Genomic DNA, 18506 nt, shown 5'->3' with positions numbered 1-18506 from the left:
CTCAGCGCTCAGCAGGACCACAGCGGAGCCGCAGGGTGAGGGAGGCAGCCAGGTGCCGGAGAACGCAGCAGAGGTGACGGCCGCGGGAATCGCCCGGCTCGCGGGGGTGGGACGCGCCGCCGTGAGCAACTGGCGCCGTCGGCACGCCGACTTCCCCCAGCCCGTCGGCGGCACCGAGACCAGCCCGTCCTTCGCCTTGAGCCAGGTCGAGCGGTGGCTGCGCGACCAGGGGAAACTCGCCGAGGTGCCGCTGCGTGAACGGGTCTGGCAGGAGCTGGCGAGCGACAGTGCCACCGCCGCCACCGCGCTTGTCCGCGCCGGCTGCGTCCTGCTGCTCGTACAGGACAGGCCGGCCCTGTGGCGGCAGCTGGCCGCCGCCCCGGACGCCCAGCTCGCGGAACTGCTGCCGGTGGTGCTCGGAGAGGTGCTCGCCCCGCACTTCGGCGCGCCGGTGGAGAGCGCCGTTCACCCCCCGGGCCCGCGTGAACTGCTTCCTTCCGTCCCGCTGTTGCGGGGCGTCGCCGAACTGGCGGCGGAGCTGGGTCCCCGTGACACCTTCGAGTTCCTGCTCGGCCGCCATCTCGACGCCAATCCGCGCCAGTACACGCCGACCCCGCCCGAAGCCGCCGCGCTGATGGCCGCGCTGGCGGCCCCGTCCGCCCCGGCCCCCTCCGATCCGGGCCCGGCCCCGTCCGCACCGGCTCCCTCCGCCGAGAACGTGACCGTCCTCGACCCCGCCTGCGGCACCGGCACGCTGCTGTGCGCCGTACCGCACCCGGCCGTCCTGTACGCCCAGGACGCCGCCCCCGAACTGGCCGCGCTCGCCGGACTGCGTCTCGCCCTCCACGCGGGCGCCACAGGCGCCACAGGCAGCGCAGGCGGAACAGGCAGCGCAGGCGGCACGGGGCACTCCGACCGTACGGATCACGCGGGCCGTACGGGTCACAGGGACGCCGAGGTCCGGGCGCGCGCCGGGGACACACTGCGCGCCGACGCCTTCCCCCGGCTCGCCGTCGACATCGTGCTCTGCCACCCGCCGTTCAACGAGCGCAACTGGGGCCATGACGAACTGGCCTACGATCCGCGCTGGGAGTACGGATTCCCGGCCCGCACGGAATCCGAACTGGCCTGGGCCCAGCACGCGCTGGCCCGGCTGCGCCCCGGCGGCACCGCCGTCCTGCTGATGCCGCCCGCTGTCGCGTCCCGCCGCTCCGGCCGTCGTGTCCGCGCCGATCTGCTGCGCCGCGGTGCCCTGCGCGCCGTGGTCGCCCTGCCCGCCGGAGCCGCGCCTCCCTATGGCATTCCGCTCCATCTCTGGGTCCTGCGCAAGCCCGTCGCGGGCGAACGCCCTTCCCCCGAGCTGCTGTTGGTCGACACCGCCGAACTCTCCGCGGCGGGCGGCCGGGACTCGGGCGGCGGCCGGGACAACGTCGACTGGACGACCGTCCACACCACCGTGCTCGACGCCTGGCACCCCTTCGACCGGCTGGGCACGGCCGAGGAGAGACCAGGTGTCAGCCGGGCGGTGCCGGTCGTCGAACTCCTCGACGACGACGTGGATCTGACCCCCGCCCGCCATCTCCCGCTCCCGGCCGCCGCGGGCGGTACGGCCGAACTGGCCCTCGTACGCGAGCGGCTGGCCGACACGCTCCGGCTGACGGCCGAACTCACCCCGCGGCCCCACGGCCGTGATGCCCATGACTCCCGCGATGCCCGCGACGCCCGCGGTGCCCGGCCGTCCGGAGCTGCGGAACCGGCCGCGCCCCTCCACCGGCCCACCACCACCGTCGGTGAACTCGCCCGCGCCGGCGCCCTCGTGCTGTACGCCGGAGGTTCGGGCGCCACCGCCGATGTCACGGCCGTCCCGGTGCTCACCGAGCACGACGTGCTCGCGGGCCGCGCCCCCTCCGGCGTACTTCCCGAGGGAGTGGCCGCCGAGGAGGCCGTACGGATCCAGGAGGGCGATGTGGTCGTACCCGTCCTCGGCGGCGGCGCGGTCGCCCGGGTCGTGGACGCCGCACTGGCGGGCGCGGCGCTCGGCCGCAACCTCCAGCTCCTGCGGCCCGACCCGGCCGCCCTCGACCCGTGGTTCCTGGCCGGATTCCTGCGCGGCACCGCCAACGCCCGCCGGGCCAGCAGCTATGCCTCCACCGCGACCCGGCTCGATGTGCGCAGGCTCCAGCTTCCCCGGCTGCCGCTCGCCGACCAGCGCCGGTACGGTGAACACTTCCGCGCGCTGGCCGCGTTCGAGGACGCGCTGAGGCTGGCGGGACAGCTGGGGGAGCAGCTCGTACAGGGGCTGTACGACGGTCTGGCGGACGGCAGCGTTCCGATGTGATCAGCTCGACAACGGTTCGGCGCAACCCGTAACCCGTTGTCCGTGTCGGTGTATACGCTCGGATCCGTATTCCTATGCGAGCCCAGTCCACCAGGCACCCAGGAGCAGTCATGTTCGGCCCCGGCTTCGCGCCGACGCCCCCGCGGCGACCGCACACCGCCGTGCTCATCCTCCTGCGGGTGCTGTTCGTGGCTCTCACGGTGCTGAGCTTCGGTTTTCTGAGCTGGGCGGCGATGCTGAGGATCGCGGTCGTGCGCAAGCGCCCGGTCGACTGGGTGCTGTTCTGCGCCACCGTGGTGGTGGCCTTCGGCTCGTTGATGTACATCGGTACGGGCCAGACGGAGGAACCGCGTTCCTCGGACATGGCCCTGCTGATCGTCCTCGTCCTGATGGCGGTCGGGATCACGACGTACTTCCTGGTCTTCGACATCAGGCACTTCTCCCGTGAGCGCCGGGCGGCGGCGGTCGCGTACGGGCCGTCGCCCGTGTCGCCGTCGCCCGTGTCGTCGACGCCGGTGCCGCAGCCGTACGGTTACGCCTATCCGCCCCCGTACGCCGTGCCGGCCCAGCCGCAGCCCCACCTCCAGCCCCCGATACGCCCGCAGTCGGCGCCGTCGCAGACTCCGCCCCGTATCGACCAGGTCCGCGCCGAGCTGGACGAGTTGAGCGACATCCTGCGCAAGGGGCAGGAAGGCCAGGAGGGCCGGGAAGGCCGGAACGACCGGTGAACGGACGTGTCATCGCCGGTCGTTACGAGCTGTCCACGCTCATCGGCCAGGGCGGAATGGGCCAGGTCTGGACGGGGTACGACCAGCGGCTCGACCGCCGGGTCGCGGTGAAGCTGCTCCGTCCCGACCGGATGGCCGCCGCGACGGCCGCCGAGGAGATGCGGCGGCGCTTCGTGCGCGAATGCCGGGTCACCGCCCGGGTCGACCATCCCGGGCTGGTCACCGTCCATGACGCGGGCAGCGACGACGAGGACCTCTATCTCGTCATGCAGTACGTCGAGGGCGCGGACCTCGCCGACCATCTCGCGGAGCACGATCCCTACCCCTGGCCCTGGGCGGCCTCGGTCGCCGCCCAGCTCTGTGCCGTACTGGCCGCCGTGCACGCCGTGCCGATCGTCCACCGCGACCTCAAGCCGCGCAATGTGATGGTCAGACCGGACGGCACGGTCACCGTCCTGGACCTGGGCGTCGCCTCCGTCATCGACAGCGACACCACCCGGCTCACCCACACCGGCTCGCCCATCGGCAGTCCCGCCTATATGGCCCCCGAGCAGGCCATGGGCGGCGCGGTCGGCCCGTACACCGATCTGTACGCACTCGGCGTGCTCCTCCATGAACTCCTCAGCGGGGGCGTCCCGTTCGCGGGCACCACCGCCCTCGGGGTGCTGCACCGCCATCTCTACGAGGCGCCGCTGCCGGTCCGCAGGATCAGACCCGAGATACCCGAGGCGCTGGAGGCGCTCGTACTGCGGCTGCTCGCCAAGGATCCGCAGCACCGGCCGACCGGGGCGCAGGAGGTGTACGAACAGCTCATCCCACTGCTGCCACTGCGCCACGGCTCGACGACGGGACCGCTCGATCCGACCCGCCCCTTTCTGCGGCCGCACGCCCCCTGGCCGGACCGTGTCAGCACACCGCCGACCGCGCCCGCGCCGCGCAGGCCTCCGGTCCCGGCGCGGCGGCCCGACATCGCCGCCGCGGTCGACGAGGTCAAACGGCTGCTCGGCGAGGGAAGCATCGCGCAGGCCGTGGACATCCTCGGCGACATCCTCCCGGCGGCGGCCGAGGAGCACGGCGAGCACTCCCCGGTCGTCCGTATCCTGCGCAAGCAGTACGCCTCGACGCTGATGGACGACGGCCAGTACCGCCGCGCGCTCCCCGAGCTGCGCAGACTCGCCGACGACCGTACGGCGGAGGCCGGCCCCGGCGATCCGCAGACGCTCCAGTTCCGTTACGACGCCGCGCAGTGTCTGGAGCAGCTCGGCGAGGCGTCCGCCGCGCTGGCCGAGTACCGCGCGGTCCTTCCGTACTACGAGAGCGGGCAGCCGGGCGCCGCCACCGACCCGGGCCGTGCCTTCGACATCCGGCACCGCGTCGCCAATCTGCTGCTCGCGGTGGGCGATCACACGGCGGCCCGGCAGCAGTTGCAGAATCTGCTCTGGGACACCGAGCGCGCCTACGGCGCCTATCACGCGCTCCCGTTGGAACTGCGGCGCACGCTGGAGCGCCAGCAGAAGTTCCGGGCGTAGGGCGGCGTCGGCCCAAGTACGGGCGGGGCCCCGGGCGTTGAACACCCGGGGCCCTTGACACCACCCATGACGATCGACGGGAGAAGGCCGACCGGAGAAGACCGACCCGACAGGACCGACCGGACAGGACCCAGCGGCCCTGGAGACTAGCGTCCCTGGAGCGACTTGACGTTGTTGCCGAACGTCCAGCCCTTCGAGCCGTCCCAGTTGACCGACCAGGTCATCAGACCCTTCAGGGCGCCGTTGTACCGGGTCCACGCCTGCGAGACGAGGTTCGGCGCCATATAGCCGCCCCCGGCGCCTGTCTGCGCCGGCAGCCCCGGGACCTGCTTGTCGTAGGGGACCTTGATCGTGGTGCCCTGGATGACCAGGCCCCTGTTCAGGCAGTCCGTCTGCGCGGTGAAGCCCGCGACCGTGCCGGCGGAGTACGAGTCGCCCGAGCAGCCGTACATGCTGCCGTTGTAGTACTGCATGTTCAGCCACCAGAGGCGGCCGTTGTCCGCGTACTTCTTCACGATGGGCAGATACGCGCCCCAGATCGAGCCGTACGCCACGCTGCCCCCGGTGACATACGCCGTCTCGGGCGCCATCGTCAGGCCGAAGTTCGAGGGCATCTGGGCGAGTACGCCGTCGATGATGCGGATGAGATTGGCCTGCGAGGGCGACAGTGTGGTGATGCTGCCGCTGCCGACGAGGCCGGTCTCGATGTCGATGTCGATCCCGTCGAAGTTGTACTTCTTCAGGATGGGCACCACCGTCGCCACGAACCGGTCGGCGACCGCGCTCGAACTGAGGTCGATACCGGCCGTGGCACCGCCGATCGACAGCAGTGTCGTGAGCCCGGAGGCCTTCGCCTGGCACATCTCGGCCGGGGTCGCGACCTTCACCGTCGAGTCCATCCCGTCCTCCCAGAGGACGGTGCCGTCCGAGCGGATGACCGGGAACGCCGCGTTGATCACGTTGTAGCCGTGCTCACGGATACGGCTGTCGGTGATCGGGATCCAGCCGAGCGGCGGATGCACACCGTTGGCGGCGCCGTCCCAGTTCTCCCAGTACCCCTGGAGCACCTTGCCCGTGGGCTTCGACTTGACCGCGCAGGTGACGTCCTGCGCCGCGCCCACCGCACGGGGCGCGCCGGGGGCCGCGGCGATCAGCCCTTGCAGAACGAAGGCCAGGGCGAGACCGGCCCCCAGCAGCCGCACTGTCCGGAGCCGTGCCGTCCGGAGCCGCACTGTCCGGAGCCGTGCCGTTCGAAGCCGTGCCGTTCGAAGCCGTGATGTCCGAGGTGGTGCGGTCCGAGGCCGTACCGTCCGAGCGATCATGCTGTGCTCCCTTCGCGCCCCTGGCCCGCCGGGATTGTGGGGGGACCCGGAGACATACGCGGTGCGATGCGACGCGCTCAACGTAAAGTTGGTCCAGACCATTCGTCAATGGGTCCGGACCGATGCGAGCTGTCGGGTGCACGTCAGGCGGCGTCCGGGCAATCCGGCTGTGCCACACTCCAGAGGGCCGGTCGACGAGTACACCGGCCGCATCCAGTCAGGGAGAGCCGGTACAAGATGACGGTTCGCGGCCAGCTAGTCAGATTCGCCATGGTGGGCGTGGTGAACACCGGCACGTACTACGCCTGCTATCTGGTGCTGCTGAACCGGCTCACCTATGTCGTCTCGCACGTCCTGGCGTTTCTGCTGAGCATGACCGGCTCCTTCTTCCTCAACAGCCGATTCACCTACCGGACGCGCCCCACCTGGCGGAAGTTCCTGCTCTTCCCGCTCACCAACGCCGCGAACTTCGTGATCACCACGACCGGGGTCTATCTGCTCGTGGACATGCTGCATCTCAGCAGCCGCTACGCCCCGCTGTTCGCCGCGGCGACGGCCGTACCGGTCACCTTCGTGGTCTCCCGTACGATCATGCTCCGCCCGGACCGGGCCCGTACGGCGGACACCCGGCGGAGCGCCGACCGCGGTCCGGCGGCCGGCACTCCTTGCGACGCGCATCTCGGCGGGTCGTCCGAGGGCTGTCTCAGCGCGTCGGGGGAGCCGACGGCGAACGGCCTCTGAAGGCGGCGGCCTCGGCCCGGACTTGGCGCGTACCCGGACCGAGCGTCCGGGTACGCGGTGCCGTTTCCCGTCTCCCGAGGCGCGGTCGGCCGACGGGCGGTCGGCGGTCGGCGGTAAGGCGGCGGTCAGGCGGCGGTCAGGCGTGGGCCCGGCTCCGTACCCGGTCCGCCTGCCGCTTCATCGTGCGCTTCAGACGCGGCCCGAACGGCTTCTCCACCAGCCGGTGGATCAGCCAGGCGAGCGTCAGCATCAGCAGGACCGTGGCCACGAGGGTCAGCCTCGGCTCCAGGCCGAAGTGGCGGTGCAGAACACTGATCGTGAACCAGCCGATGTGTTCGTGGACCAGATAGAAGGGGTACGTGAGCACGCCCGCGAACGTCAGCCAGCGCCAGTTCGCCCAGCGCAGCCAGCCCAGGGCCACGGCCGCGACCGCCGCGAAGGCGACGGTGACGATCAGCAGGATGACGTGCGGGGAGCGCGGCTGGAAGACATCGGTCGCCTCGGGGTTCCACAGCCCGATCGTCGCGTAGCGCTGGCCGAGCAGCCAGCTCACGCCGACGATGCCCCAGAGCAGCAGATCGCTGCCGTACCGGTGGATCAGATAGAGCGCGAGTCCGCCGACGAAGAACGGCGCGTAGTCCGGCATCACGATCTCGTTGGTGAGCGGGAGGTCGCCGACCCGGGCCACCACCCCCGCCACCGTCCACAGGCAGCAGAAGATCACGACCCTGCGGTACGTGACGCCCTTCCACACCACGAACAGCGCGAAGAGCAGATAGAAGCGCGCCTCGACCCAGAGGGTCCAGCACACCCCCAGCACCCGGCCCACACCCGCGGGCTGCTGGAGCATGGTCAGATTCACCAGCACCTCGTTGAGGCGCAGCGGTTCGACGACCGAGGGCAGTACGACGGCCGCGGCGGTGGTGACCACGATGGCGGCCCAGTACGCCGGATAGAGCCGGGAGACGCGCGAGCGGAAGAAGTCCCCGAGCGACCGGCCCCAACTGCTCATACAGATGACGAAGCCGCTGATGATGAAGAAGAACTGGACGCCCAGGGGGCCGTAGACGGCGATCGCCGACAGATCCGGGAACAGCTCCTTCGGCGACTGGCCCCAGGAGCGGGTGATCTGACCGCCTCTGCCCGAGTAGTGGTAGAAGCAGACCATGAGCGCCGCCACGATGCGCAGTCCGTCGAGGGCCCGCATACGGTCGTGCCTGGGCGCCGAGGAGTCCTTCGGCGGGGCTGAGGCGCTCCCCGGCCCGGGTACCGGCTCCGGATCCGGACCGGGTGCCCGAGTCAGTGTCGCTTGAGTCATTCCGTCTGTTCCGTTCGTTCCAGTTACGACGGCGGGATGGGGCGGGAGCCGCGCGGCCGAGGACGGTACGGGCGTTCGTCACGCGCACACCGACCGGCCGGGGCCCGACGACGCCGGGTGCTGTTCGTACGGCCGGTCCATCGGGCTCGGGCGGGGCTCGGAAGGCCTGAAGAGCGGCGGTGCGAACAGCACGGCGGCGTGACAGCCCTCAACGGAGTCACACTAGGCGGCACGCGGTGAACGGTGCGGCGTCCGCGGGGTGAACAGGACGGTCGGACAGGCGGCGGTCAAATGAACTGCTGGTGAAGATCTCGGGGCAGGGGCAGGGGTGGGGGCGCCGGGCGGTGCGCCGGGACCCTCTTCACGCCGGCGCCCCGGTTGTGCTTACGTGCACATGCGTTGACCGCGTACCGGACCCGTGCCGGCCGCGTACCCGACCCGTAGGGAAGCCGTACCGGACCCGTACGGGACCCGAATCGGACCCGCACCGGCCCATGGCGCGGCGCACGTGCCTCAATCTCCCCGTGAATCGTTGGTCGAACCAGTGGCCCAGGCCACGTCCACTGCCTACCATCGATCACTGCAAGGCCTTGTGCATCGCCGCACAATCACGCCGGGAGGCCCACTTTGCACCGCCGCCGTCGCACCGCGCTCTCCGTCTCCGTCGCGCTCCTCGCCGCGGCCCCCCTGCTCACCGCCTGCGGCAACGAGGCCCATCCCGGAGCCGCGGCGGTCGTCGGGGGGCACCGGATCGAGGTGTCCACGATCCAGGCCCAGGTACGGGACGTCCGGGACGCGCAGGAGTCCGCGCCGGACGGCGCGCAGCTCGTCAAGAACACCGGGCAGCTCAGTCAGGCCAAGCTGAATAGTCTGATCTTCGACCGGATCCTTCAGCGGGCCGCCGACGATGCCGGGGTGAAGATCAATCGCAAGGAGATCCAGGCCACCCGGCAGCAGGCCGCCGCGCAGTCGGGCGGCGAGAAGCAGTTCGCCGCGATGCTGCTCCAGCAGGGCGGGCTCTCGGCGGGGCAGATCGACGCCGCGATCCGCCGTGAGGTCCTGCTGAACAAGCTGGCCCAGGCGCTCGGCGCGAACACCATGACCCCCGAGGGCCAGCAGGTCGTGCTCGCCGATCTGACCAAGACGTCGGAGAAGCTGGGGATCGACGTCAATCCGCGCTACGGAAGCTGGGACTACAAGCAGGTCCGGCTCGGCGAGGCCAAGCTGCCGTGGATCACGCAGGTCACCCGCCAGGCACCGGAGCAGGAGCCGACGGACGCGTGACGGCCGGGCCGACGGACGCGTGACGGCCGGGCCGCCTCGGTCCCGGACCCGCCACGCCCCCTTCCCGGTCCCGGTGCGGCTGACGGGCGGGGTCCGGCCGCAGGCGGGCCGGAGGTAGGTTCAAGTGGTGACAGACGAAGCTCCCGCCACCCCCGGCCGTATCGTCCTGCTGACCGTCAGCCACCGGGTCGCGCCCGGACTCCTGTCCTGGCCCGCCTGGCAGACGCTGCGCGCCGCCGACCGTGTGCTGTGCGCCGACGGCGCCCATCCGCTGCTGCCGTATCTGCGCGAGGCCGGCATCACCGTGGAGAGCGGCATCACCGGGGAGGCCGGAGCGCCGGCGCCCGCGCCCGCCGCGCTCACGGCGCGGGATCTGGTCGACGAATGCGCCGGCGGCCGTACGGTCGTGGTCATCCCGTCCGGCGGCGGTGACGGTGAGGCCGCGGGCGAAGGGGCCCTGACCGACGGCCTGGCCCGGCTGGCCGGCTCCGGCCGCGTACAGATGCCCGACCTGGAGCTGCTCCCCGGTTCGTACGATCTGCCCGGCGCCCGGCTTCTCGATCTCGTCCATGTCATGGACCGGATCCGGCGCGAATGCCCGTGGTCGTCGACCCAGACGCACAAGGGGCTCGCCAAGTACGGCATCGAGGAGGCGTACGAACTCGTCGAGGCGATCGAGGACGGCGACGGCGACGAACTCCGCGAGGAGCTGGGTGACGTACTCCTCCAGGTCGTCTTCCACGCCCGTATCGCGCAGGACGGCCTGGAGGAGGAAGAGGGCAGGGAACCCTTCTCCATCGACGATGTCGCCGCCACGATCGTGGAGAAGCTGATCCACCGCCATCCCCATGTCTTCGGCGACGAGACGGCGGAGACCCCCGAGGACGTCAAGGCGCACTGGCTCCGTACCAAAGCGGTCGAGAAGCAGCGCGACTCGGTCACCGACGGCGTCCCGCTGGGGCAGCCGGGTCTCGCGCTCGCCTCCAAACTCGCGGGCCGCGTCCGTACGGCGGGCCTGGACGTCGCGCTTCCGTCGGGCGACGGGATCGGGTACGAACTGCTCGCCATGGCCGTACGGGCGGAAGAGGCGGGCGTCGACCCGGAAACCGCCCTGCGCGCGGCGGCCCGCACCTACCGGGACGCGATCCGCACGGCGGAAACGGGCGGCGCCGCCACCGAGTGACGGGGCGAGGCCGGCCAGGGGGTACGCCAAGGCCGCCGAGCCGAGCCGAGCCGAGCCGGGACGCGCCCCCGCCCCGGCCGCCCCCGAGGTCTGTCCCGATACCGTCGACCGGTGACCGAAAAGCCCCCCGCCCCCGAGCCGGGCCTCGCCCCCGAGCCGGCCCCTGAGACCGCCCCCGAGCCGAGCCTCGCCCCCGCCCCCGAGACCGCGCCCGGCCCCGCCCCCGAGACTGCCCCCGTTCCCGAACTCTTCACCTGGGAGTTCGCCACCGATCCCTACCCCGCCTACGCCTGGCTGCGCGAGCACGCGCCCGTGTACCGGGCCCAGTTGCCCAGCGGGGTCGAGGCGTGGCTCGTGACGCGGTACGGGGACGCCAGGGCGGCGCTCGCCGACGCCCGGCTCTCCAAGAACCCCGTTCATCACGCGGAGGCGGCGCACGCCAAGGGCAAGACCGGGATTCCCGGGGAGCGCGGCGCGGACCTCATGACGCATCTGCTGAACATCGATCCGCCCGACCACACCCGGCTGCGCCGGCTCGTGTCCAAGGCGTTCACGCCCCGGCGCGTCGCGGAATTCGCTCCCCGGGTCCAGCAGCTCACCGACCGGCTCATCGACGGTTTCGCGGCGAAGGGGGAGGCGGATCTGATCCATGACTTCGCCTTCCCGCTCCCCATCTACGCGATCTGCGATCTGCTCGGGGTGCCGGCCGAGGACCAGGACGACTTCCGCGACTGGGCCGGGATGATGATCCGGCACGGCGGCGGACCGCGTGGCGGAGTGGCGCGGTCGGTCAAGAAGATCCGGGCGTATCTGGCCGAACTCATCCACCGCAAAAGGGAGAACCCGGGCGACGATCTGATCTCCGGTCTCGTGCGGGCCAGTGACGACGGCGAGCATCTCAGCGAGAACGAGGCCGCGGCGATGGCCTTCATCATCCTTTTTGCCGGTTTCGAGACAACCGTGAATCTGATCGGCAACGGCGTCCATACGCTGATGCGCCACCCGGAGCAGCACGCCCGGCTCCAGCGTTCGCTCGACGCGGGGGAGACGGAACTGCTCGCGACGGGTGTCGAGGAACTGCTGCGCCACGACGGTCCGGTGGAGCTGGCCACCTGGCGGTACGCCACCGAGCCGGTGACGCTCGGCGGGCAGCGGATAGCGGTGGGCGATCCCGTACTGGTCGTCCTCGCCGCGGCGAACCGTGACCCCGAGCGGTTCGCGTCGCCCGACACGCCCGATCTCGCGCGGCGTGACAATCAGCACCTCGGCTACGGGCACGGCATCCACTACTGCCTCGGCGCGCCCCTCGCCCGCCTTGAGGGACAGACCGCTCTCGCGTCTCTGCTGACCCGTCTGCCCGATGTGCGACTTGCTGTGGATCCTGCCGATTTGCGCTGGCGCGGCGGGCTCATCATGCGTGGATTGCGCACACTTCCGGTGCAGTTCACGCCATTGTCCGGCTGATGAGCCACTGACGGATTCGGCGGCGGACGGCCGCCGTACCGCCATGGGACCGGCGCCGATCACTGTCGGATCGTCACTCCATAACTGACGGACCGTCAGTAATGTGACTTTCACGTGATCTCCGCTGCATCGACTTGTGACAGACGTTCGAGTACCGCTACGTTCACCGACGACTCAGCTGCAACACGCCGTAGTCGAAACGACAGTCACACGGAAGGCAAGCGCATGCGCTCCGCGAACGGCCGACACCGCAGACCACGCCAGGCCCCCGCTCTGATCGTCGCCGCGGGGGTGACCGGGTCGGCGATCGCCATCCCGCTGTTCGCCGCCTCGGGCGCCAGCGCGGCGGACGCCTCCACCTGGGACCGTGTCGCGGAATGCGAGAGCGGCGGCATGTGGAGCGCGGACCTCGGCAACGGCCACTACGGCGGCCTCCAGCTCACCCAGGAGACCTGGGACGCCTTCGGCGGCGGGGAGTACGCGGCCCGCGCCGACCTCGCCAGCCGCTCCCAGCAGATAGCCGTGGCGGAGAAGGTGCTCGCGGCGCAGGGCGTGAAGGCCTGGTCGAGCTGCGCGCCGGTCTCCGGGCTCACGGGCGCCGTGCTGGACGGTGTCGGTCTCGGGGGCGGCTCCGGCTCGGCGGGAGCCGCGCAGGACGACCGGAGCGACGGTCCCGCGGACGCTCCCTCCGGCGCTCCGGACGCCACGCCCTCCGCCCCCTCCGACGGGAAGACGCTGCCCGGAGAGCCGGTCCCCTCCGGTTCGGCCACCACGCCCGCACCGGGAGCCTCCGCTTCCGTGGACGGCCGCGAGGGCACTGAAGGCCTCAGCTCCGACGGCCTCGGTGGCACCGCCGCCGGCGGTGCGGAGTCGGCCAAGGGCAAGCACCGCGGTGAAGCCGCCCAGGACGATGCCGTAACGGGCAATTCGGATGAAGGGCTTGAATACGGCCGTCATGCCTCACGGGGTGACGGACTGTCGCGCAGTACGGACGGCCTGACGGATCGTACGGAATCGCCCGCTCCGGCGGAGGCCGACCGGCCCGTCGAGCGCAACTGGCTGATCGCCGACGGGCAGAAGGTGCTCGGCGGCTGGCTCTGAGGCGAACGGGCCGGCGGCTCCGGGCCGTCGGCGCGGTGGCTGTGAGGTGAACGGGGGGCGGCCGGTGTGCCGCCCCCTGGTGCGCCCGGTGCTTCCGGGCGGGTCATGGTGCTTCCTGGTGTGCCCCGGTGCTTCCGGGTGCGCCTCGGTGTCTCCGGGTGCGTCGCGGCGTGCCATGGGGGTGTCCTCCCTGGCCGCGGCCCTGATCCCTCCCCGGCTCCCCCTGTGTCTCCCTCTCCGCCTCCCTCTCGGTCTCCTTCTTGATCCCGTCCTTGAAGTGCCGTGAAGTGGCACGGATTCAAGGGTAGTTCGCCGCCCTATGTCCACTTCTGTGCAAGTGAGACAAGGGTCTCTTTGCTGCAACTAGGGACTTTTGACCCGCGGGTTGCCCCGCTTTCCGCTCTCACCAGGGGAAATGCGTAAACCTGGAGGGTGGGTAAGGGCGTTATTTCCCTGATGTTCTCCTTTGAAGAACCGGCGGGCCTGTGATTACGGTCTGAACCGCTCGCACCGCGGGCCTCGTCGACCGTCACGCCGAATCCTGCCGTCGGTCGGGGGGAGTAGTCGTCGCGTCATGCGCCGAAGGCAGGAGCGGGGGACCCAAGGTTTGTGCCGGCCCCGGCCGTCGAGAGACGGCCGGCGACCGGCTCGGGGTGGAGCCGGGTGCGCGAGCACCCGGCCGGGCAACTCACTTGGCCCGAACCCGACAGCTCACCTCGTAGGCGTCGGTGAGGAGAGTTCCATGCCGCGTTCCAGCAAGGGTTCCAGCAAGGGCAGGCACCGCCGTCCCTCCCGCTCCGTGACCGCCCGCTACGCCACGCTCGCCGGCATCACCGGCGCCGCTGTCGCGGTCCCGCTGATCGGCGCCACCTCCGCGTCCGCCGCGACCGCCTCCGAGTGGGACCAGGTCGCCCAGTGCGAGTCCGGCGGCAACTGGTCCATCAACACCGGCAACGGGTACTACGGCGGACTCCAGTTCAGCGGCTCCACCTGGGCCGCCTACGGAGGCACCGCCTACGCGGCCAGGGCCGACCTCGCCTCGAAGTCCCAGCAGATCGCCGTCGCCGAGAAGGTCCTGGCGGGCCAGGGCAAGGGCGCGTGGCCCACCTGCGGGGTGAACCTCTCCGGCGCCGCGTACGACGGTGGCTCGGCGGGCTCCGGCTCGGGCTCCGGCTCGGGCTCCGGTTCCGGTTCCGCTTCGAATTCAGGCTCCGGCTCGGGATCCGCCTCCGCCTCCGGCTCCGGTACGGGGGAACAGGCCGCCCCGCGGCAGATCCGGCCGGCGCAGCCGAAGCGGGAGCAGGCGCAGCCCGCCTCGCGCGGTGAGACCCGCGCCGCCACGGCCACGATCGAGAAGGGCGACGGCGAGTACAAGGTCAAGCCCGGCGACAGCCTCTCCAAGATCGCCGCCGCGCGGCAGGTGAAGGGCGGCTGGAAGAAGCTCTTCGACCTCAACAAGGACATCGTCCGCGACGCCGATCTGATCTACCCGGGCCAGCAGCTCCACCTGCGCTGATCCGCCCGCCCCCGATCCCCCCGGCCCGGCGCGTGATCCCCCGTACGCGCCGGGCCGGGGTCTGCCCTCTTCCGGGCGTACCTTCCGGGCGTACGGAGGGGGCACTCGGGGAGTACGGAGGGAGTACTCGGGGCGGCGCTCACGGCGGTGCGCACGACGGTGCTCATGGGTGCGCCGAAGCGCTCGGGTGCTTGATCCGTCCCAGCGGGCGGGCACCGGGCGGCCGACGTCTCCGAGCCGGTTAGGCTCTTGCCGCAAGGCCAATGAGACCCTGCACTCCAAGCGTCACATCCCAGAAGGAGATGCTCGTGCCGTCCATCGACGTCGTCGTAGCCCGGGAAATCCTGGACTCCCGAGGCAACCCCACGGTCGAGGTCGAGGTCGGCCTCGACGACGGCAGCACCGGCCGTGCTGCTGTCCCCTCCGGTGCCTCCACCGGTGCGTTCGAGGCCGTGGAACTCCGTGACGGAGACCCCGACCGCTACCTGGGCAAGGGTGTCGAGAAGGCCGTACTCGCCGTCATCGAGCAGCTCGGCCCGGAGCTCGTCGGCTACGACGCCACCGAGCAGCGCCTGATCGACCAGGCCATGATCGACCTGGACGCCACCGAGAACAAGGGCTCGCTGGGCGCCAACGCCATCCTCGGTGTCTCCCTCGCCGTCGCGCACGCCGCCTCCGAGGCCTCGGACCTCCCGCTCTTCCGCTACCTGGGCGGCCCGAACGCGCATCTGCTGCCCGTTCCGATGATGAACATCCTGAACGGCGGCTCGCACGCCGACTCCAATGTGGACATCCAGGAGTTCATGATCGCCCCGATCGGCGCGGAGTCCTTCTCCGAGGCGCTGCGCTGGGGCGCCGAGGTCTACCACACCCTCAAGAAGGTCCTGAAGCAGAAGGGGCTCTCCACCGGCCTCGGTGACGAGGGCGGCTTCGCGCCGAACCTGGAGTCCAACCGCGCCGCGCTGGACCTGATCCTCGAAGCCATCAAGGAAGCCGGCTATGTGCCGGGCCGCGACATCGCGCTCGCGCTCGACGTCGCCGCCTCCGAGTTCTACAAGGACGGCTCGTACGAGTTCGAGGGCAAGTCCCGCTCGGCCGCCGAGATGACCGAGTACTACGAGGAGCTGGTCGCCGCCTACCCGCTCGTCTCCATCGAGGACCCGCTCTTCGAGGACGACTGGGCCGGCTGGAAGGTCGTCACCGACAAGCTCGGCTCCAAGGTGCAGATCGTCGGCGACGACCTGTTCGTCACCAACCCGGAGCGGCTGGCCCGTGGCATCGAGGAGGGCTCCGCCAACGCCCTGCTGGTCAAGGTCAACCAGATCGGTTCGCTGACCGAGACCCTGGACGCCGTCGAGCTGGCCCAGCGCAACGGCTTCAAGTGCATGATGTCCCACCGCTCCGGCGAGACCGAGGACGTCACCATCGCCGACCTCGCCGTCGCGGTGAACTGCGGTCAGATCAAGACCGGCGCCCCGGCCCGCTCGGACCGTGTCGCCAAGTACAACCAGCTGCTGCGTATCGAGGAGATCCTCGACGACGCGGCGGTGTACGCGGGCCGCAGCGCGTTCCCGCGGTTCCGCTCCGCCTGAGCGTGAGCGGCGGGGCCGGGCCGGCCGTCGGGTGAGGCCGCCCGTCCCGCCCGTCGTCCGTACGTCCCCGGCCCCGGTCCCGTACCGTGTCCGGGGACGTACGCACGTAACAGGGGAGGCGAGCCATGGCCGGGAACCGGGACCGGTTCTCCACCGCGACCAGGCTGCGGCTGCTCGGCGAGCAGACCGCCGCGCGCGTCTACCGCTCGCAGAACCGCCGCCAGGACCGCCGCTCCCGTCTCACCGGCCGGGCGGCCTTTCTCGCCCTGGTCGTGTGCACACTGGTGGTGGCGCTCGCGTATCCGATGCGGCAGTACGTGTCGCAGCGGAACGAGATCGCCGAGCAGGAGCGGCAGGCGCGGGAGGCGAGGCAGCGGGTCGAGGAACTGCGCGACGAGAAGGCGCGGCTCCAGGACGACGCCTACATCCAGCGGCTGGCCCGCGAGCATCTCCACTATGTGAGGCCCGGGGAGAGCGGCTACACCATGATCGACCCGGACGCGGTGCGCGAGCGCCGTGAGGAGCGGGAGGCGACGGACCGCCCCTGGTACTCGAACGTCCTGGACGGCGTGGACAGCGCGGACCGCACGGACCGGTAGGGACGCGCGGGGACGGGCGGTACCGGTGGACCGGCACGACCCCGTACCAGCGGCACGACCCCGTACCAGCGGCGCGTCCGTACCAGGCAGACAGAACCGTCATCAGGCACGCAGAACGTAGAACCAAGGCAGGCATGGAAACCCCCCCTCCGCAGACCGAACGCACCGAGCCCACCGAGGCGGACGTGGCCGCGTTCCAGGAACAGCTCGGCCGTCCCCCGCGCGGACTGCGCGCCATCGCGCACCGCTGCCCCTGCGGACAGCCCGATGTCGTGGAGACCGCCCCGCGGCTCCCCGACGGCACGCCCTTCCCGACGACGTACTACCTGACCTGCCCGCGCGCGGCCTCGGCCATCGGCACGCTGGAGGCGAACGGTGTCATGAAGGAGATGACCGAGCGCCTCGCGGCCGACCCCGGACTGGCCGCCGCCTACCGCGCGGCGCACGAGGACTATCTCGCGCGCCGTGACGCCATCGAGGTGCTGGAGGGCTTTCCCAGCGCGGGCGGTATGCCGGACCGGGTGAAGTGTCTGCACGTCCTGGTCGGCCACTCGCTGGCGGCGGGTCCCGGGGTGAACCCGCTGGGCGACGAGGCGCTGGCGATGCTGCCGGAGTGGTGGGCGAAGGGCCCCTGTGTGACCTCGTGTGCGCCCGCGGAGGAGAAGCCCGCGGAGGAGAAGGAAGAGAACGGGCGCCGGGACCAGAACGAGGAGCGCGTATGACCCGGGTCGCCGCCATCGACTGCGGTACGAACTCCATCCGTCTGCTGGTCGCCGATGTGACGTTGCCCGACAGCGGCCCCGGCGCGGGGTCCACGGGCGAACTGGTCGATCTCGACCGGCGGATGAGGATCGTCCGGCTCGGCCAGGACGTGGACAGGACCGGCCGGCTGGCGCCCGAGGCGCTGGAGCGGACCTTCGAGGCGTGCCGTGAGTACGCCGCCGTCATCAAGGAGCACGGCGCCGAGCGGGTCCTCTTCATGGCCACCTCCGCCTCGCGCGACGCGGAGAACCGCGACGAGTTCGTCCGGGGGGTGCTGGACATCCTGGGCGTGGAGCCCGAGGTGATCAGCGGCGAGCAGGAGGCGGAGTTCTCCTTCACCGGCGCCACCAAGGAACTGCCGGGCCGGGACAGTTGTCTGGTCGTGGACATCGGCGGCGGTTCGACCGAGTTCGTCGTCGGTGACGACCGGGTACGGGCCGCCCGCTCCGTGGACATCGGGTGTGTACGGCTGACCGAGCGGCATCTCGTCAAGGACGGCGTCGTCAGCGATCCGCCCGGCGCCGCCGGGATCGCCGCGATGCGCGCGGACATCGAGGCGGCCCTCGACCTCGCCGAGCGGACGGTCCCGCTGCGCGAGCCCCGCACCCTGGTCGGGCTCGCCGGTTCCGTGACCACGCTGGCCGGTATCGCGCTGGGCCTGGACGCGTACGACTCCACCGCGATCCACCACTCCCGTATCTCCCGCGCCCAGGTCGCGGAGATCACGGAGCGGCTGCTGACGGCCACCCACGCCGAACGCGCCGCGATCCCGGTCATGCATCCGGGCCGCGTCGATGTCATCGGCGCGGGTGCCCTGATTCTGCTGGCGATCATGGAACGCACCGACGCGGCCGAGGTGGTCGTCAGCGAACACGACATCCTGGACGGCATCGCCTGGAGAGCCGCGCGGGAAGGGTGAGCGATGGCGGGGCCGCGCACCGGTCCCGCCCGCTCCGTTCGCCCGGCTCGACGGGCGTCGCGGCCCCCGTTCAGGCCTTCGCCGGGGTCCTCGCGAGAAAGTTCGTGAAG

The 18506-nt window shown here is 71.3% G+C and carries 15 protein-coding genes and 1 riboswitch; of the genes, 13 read left to right on the top strand and 2 right to left on the bottom strand.

Features of this window, described 5'->3' with window-relative positions; all coding sequences use genetic code 11:
- Positions 1-52: 52 nt before the first annotated feature.
- From ACWGDX_RS03295 to ACWGDX_RS03285, 3 genes are all read left to right on the top strand, one after another.
- Positions 53-2338 (top strand): N-6 DNA methylase, encoded by a 2286-nt coding sequence (locus ACWGDX_RS03295; protein WP_453621719.1) that lies wholly within the window; start codon positions 53-55, stop codon positions 2336-2338.
- A gap of 110 nt (positions 2339-2448) precedes the next feature.
- The gene (locus ACWGDX_RS03290; protein ID WP_453621718.1) at positions 2449-3066 is read left to right on the top strand and encodes a hypothetical protein; all 618 of its coding nucleotides are present in this window, start codon (positions 2449-2451) and stop codon (positions 3064-3066) included.
- Positions 3063-4595 (top strand): protein kinase domain-containing protein, encoded by a 1533-nt coding sequence (locus tag ACWGDX_RS03285; protein WP_453621716.1) that lies wholly within the window; start codon positions 3063-3065, stop codon positions 4593-4595. The genes ACWGDX_RS03290 and ACWGDX_RS03285 overlap by 4 nt, the downstream gene beginning before the upstream one ends.
- Positions 4596-4741: 146 nt before the next feature.
- Here ACWGDX_RS03285 and ACWGDX_RS03280 read toward each other — a convergent pair whose 3' ends face one another.
- Positions 4742-5797, bottom strand: a complete 1056-nt coding sequence (locus tag ACWGDX_RS03280; RefSeq protein WP_453621714.1) for a chitinase — start codon at positions 5795-5797, stop codon at positions 4742-4744.
- 357 nt (positions 5798-6154) lie between these two features.
- On the opposite strand from ACWGDX_RS03280, the gene ACWGDX_RS03275 reads away from it, so the two are divergent.
- On the top strand, positions 6155-6658 hold the full coding sequence (locus ACWGDX_RS03275) for a GtrA family protein (RefSeq protein ID WP_453621712.1): 504 nt from the start codon (positions 6155-6157) through the stop codon (positions 6656-6658).
- 136 nt (positions 6659-6794) lie between these two features.
- Here the strand turns inward: ACWGDX_RS03275 and ACWGDX_RS03270 are convergent, their stop codons facing one another.
- Positions 6795-7976 (bottom strand): acyltransferase family protein, encoded by a 1182-nt coding sequence (locus tag ACWGDX_RS03270; protein ID WP_453621710.1) that lies wholly within the window; start codon positions 7974-7976, stop codon positions 6795-6797.
- A gap of 627 nt (positions 7977-8603) precedes the next feature.
- Between ACWGDX_RS03270 and ACWGDX_RS03265 the strand changes: the two genes are divergently transcribed.
- From ACWGDX_RS03265 to ACWGDX_RS03225, 9 genes are all read left to right on the top strand, one after another.
- The gene (locus ACWGDX_RS03265) at positions 8604-9260 is read left to right on the top strand and encodes a SurA N-terminal domain-containing protein (protein WP_453621708.1); all 657 of its coding nucleotides are present in this window, start codon (positions 8604-8606) and stop codon (positions 9258-9260) included.
- Positions 9261-9387: 127 nt separating this feature from the next.
- Positions 9388-10443, top strand: coding sequence for a nucleoside triphosphate pyrophosphohydrolase (locus ACWGDX_RS03260; protein ID WP_453621706.1), 1056 nt, complete (start codon positions 9388-9390; stop codon positions 10441-10443).
- 111 nt (positions 10444-10554) lie between these two features.
- Positions 10555-11907, top strand: coding sequence for a cytochrome P450 (locus ACWGDX_RS03255; protein WP_453621704.1), 1353 nt, complete (start codon positions 10555-10557; stop codon positions 11905-11907).
- A 225-nt stretch (positions 11908-12132) separates the two neighbouring features.
- Entirely contained in the window at positions 12133-13008 is an 876-nt protein-coding gene (locus tag ACWGDX_RS03250; RefSeq protein WP_453621702.1) for a transglycosylase family protein, read from the top strand.
- Positions 13009-13575: 567 nt separating this feature from the next.
- Positions 13576-13748, top strand: a riboswitch (cyclic di-AMP (ydaO/yuaA leader).
- A 2-nt stretch (positions 13749-13750) separates the two neighbouring features.
- A complete protein-coding gene (locus ACWGDX_RS03245; protein WP_453621700.1) occupies positions 13751-14524 on the top strand; it encodes a transglycosylase family protein in 774 nt (257 codons plus the stop codon).
- A 302-nt stretch (positions 14525-14826) separates the two neighbouring features.
- The gene (gene eno, locus ACWGDX_RS03240) at positions 14827-16116 is read left to right on the top strand and encodes a phosphopyruvate hydratase (protein WP_363079433.1); all 1290 of its coding nucleotides are present in this window, start codon (positions 14827-14829) and stop codon (positions 16114-16116) included.
- Positions 16117-16241: 125 nt separating this feature from the next.
- Positions 16242-16715 (top strand): FtsB family cell division protein, encoded by a 474-nt coding sequence (locus ACWGDX_RS03235; RefSeq protein WP_453621697.1) that lies wholly within the window; start codon positions 16242-16244, stop codon positions 16713-16715.
- Positions 16716-16849: 134 nt separating this feature from the next.
- Positions 16850-17437: a DUF501 domain-containing protein gene (locus ACWGDX_RS03230; protein WP_453621695.1), complete on the top strand. Its 588-nt coding sequence runs from the start codon at positions 16850-16852 to the stop codon at positions 17435-17437.
- Positions 17434-18396 carry a Ppx/GppA phosphatase family protein gene (locus tag ACWGDX_RS03225; protein WP_453621693.1) on the top strand — a complete coding sequence of 321 codons (963 nt, stop codon included), beginning with the start codon at positions 17434-17436 and terminating at the stop codon, positions 18394-18396. The genes ACWGDX_RS03230 and ACWGDX_RS03225 overlap by 4 nt, the downstream gene beginning before the upstream one ends.
- Positions 18397-18506 lie beyond the last annotated feature (110 nt).

This window comes from Streptomyces sp. NPDC055025 (genome assembly GCF_053608565.1).
Note: the sequence above shows the minus strand (reverse complement) of the source record. Positions and strands in the feature narration are given on the sequence as shown.